This window comes from Segatella asaccharophila, from assembly GCF_054687055.1.
The window spans coordinates 1-1,545 of record NZ_BAACAN010000053.1; the positions used below are offsets into that span (position 1 = coordinate 1).

At 48.3% G+C, this 1,545-nt stretch carries 2 protein-coding genes; both read right to left on the reverse strand.

The genetic code is table 11. The features are described 5' to 3' along the window. Nucleotides 1-268 precede the first annotated feature (268 nt). Nucleotides 269-544: a hypothetical protein gene (locus ACYRYG_RS13250; protein WP_287761974.1), complete on the reverse strand. Its 276-nt coding sequence runs from the start codon at nucleotides 542-544 to the stop codon at nucleotides 269-271. Further along, nucleotides 544-1,545: IS110 family RNA-guided transposase (locus ACYRYG_RS13255; protein ID WP_460198481.1), on the reverse strand; the 1,002-nt coding region annotated here is incomplete at its 5' end. The genes ACYRYG_RS13255 and ACYRYG_RS13250, both read right to left, overlap by 1 nt.

A 1,545-nucleotide genomic window follows, 5' to 3' on the forward strand; every position in this document is an offset into this window, starting at 1 on the left:
TTTCATTCGAAAATGTTTTTATTGCGAACAGCCTATAAATCGGCTATTCAGGTTTAACTTATTTGTTTTGACACAATAAAAGAATAAGCAGGCTGCGGTATGCTGTCTGCGGCTATTGGCTTAGGCATTTAAATTTTAAAACGACTGGAATTTGGAAATTTCATTCGCGTGCTCTTAGCAACAATCTTTGCCTCTCAGTCGTTTAGACCAGTTTCATATTCAGGTTCAGAAGTCCCAGTAAAAATCGGCCTTAGGGTTCGTGTGCTTCTTATGCACTTTCCTTCTCGGGCGAATCCTCTCCGAGTTCTTTCAGTCTTTTTTTATAATAATCAATCTGATTCTGTCTGCGTCTGTCATCCATGTAATTTGCACCTGGTTCCCGGTAGGCTGTACCGTCCTTGAGCATGTGGTATACGACCTTGAGCATTTCGGCGGCAATTGCGACAAGTGCGCGTTTCTTCCCCCGCCTGGCGGCCAGACGCCCGTAACGGGCAGAGAAGAAGGTATTCTTTGTTCGTGTCGCACACCACGCACATTCTGTCATTATTGCCTTCGTGGCCTTATTGCCGTGGTTGGTGTGTGAGCTTTTTTTTTACCTGCGCTCTCGTTATTGCCCGGCGCGAGCCCTGCCCATGAGGTTAAATGTTCTGCCGTTGGGAACACTTCCATGTCTACGCCAATCTCCGCCAGGAGTTCCTTTATGGAGGACTGTTGCATGCCGGGCACTTCGCAAAGTTGTTCTATACGTCCCTGCAAGGGCTGCATCCGCCTGTCTATCTCCTTGTCGAGGACTTCTATCTCATCCTCGATGTTCCTGATACTCTTCCGGATTGTCCTTATCATGAACTTGTGATGCTCCGTGAAATGACCTTCCACCGCTTCGGCAATTTCCTCCTGTGAGTGCTTGAGCCTCCAATGCGTGCACAGTTCTGAGAGTCTTGACGGGTCTGTCTCGCCATCAATAACTGCATCTATCACCGCCGTACAGGTCTTGCCACGGATGTTGCTGAAAACGCTTGACAACTTGAGGTTAGCATCCTCGAATATCCGTATCATGCGGTTGTGTTCGGCGGACTGCTGCTGTACCAGTTTGCGGCGGTACCTGGTAAGGTCGCGCAAGTCACGCTGATCACGGCATGGAATAAAACTGCCTTTGAGTAAGCCTGCACGCAGGAGCTTGCAGATCCATGCCGAGTCTTTCTTGTCGGTCTTGTGCCCCGGAACGTACTTGATGTGACGGGCATTGACGACCATTACCGTAAAACCACCAGGTTCCAGAATGTTCATTACAGGCTTCCAGTATACGCCGGTACTTTCCATTGCTACATGAGTAACGCCAAGTTCCAATAGCCATTCTTTCAACTGTGTCAAAGATCTCGTTGTCGACTGAAACGTACGGGTCTCTTTTTTGATGTCCGTTCCGCTGACTGTTGCCACTATCTCCTTCTTGTGGACATCAAGCCCACAGCCGCGGGAGACCACTTCTGAAAAGGAGACTTCTTGCTTCTGATTCGCCATATCTAAAGGATTAAAGGATTTATACTG

Bases quoted from the DNA above. Each gene is read 5' to 3' on its own strand.
- ACYRYG_RS13250 (WP_287761974.1), bottom strand. From the start codon at position 544: ATGACAGAATGTGCGTGGTGTGCGACACGAACAAAGAATACCTTCTTC.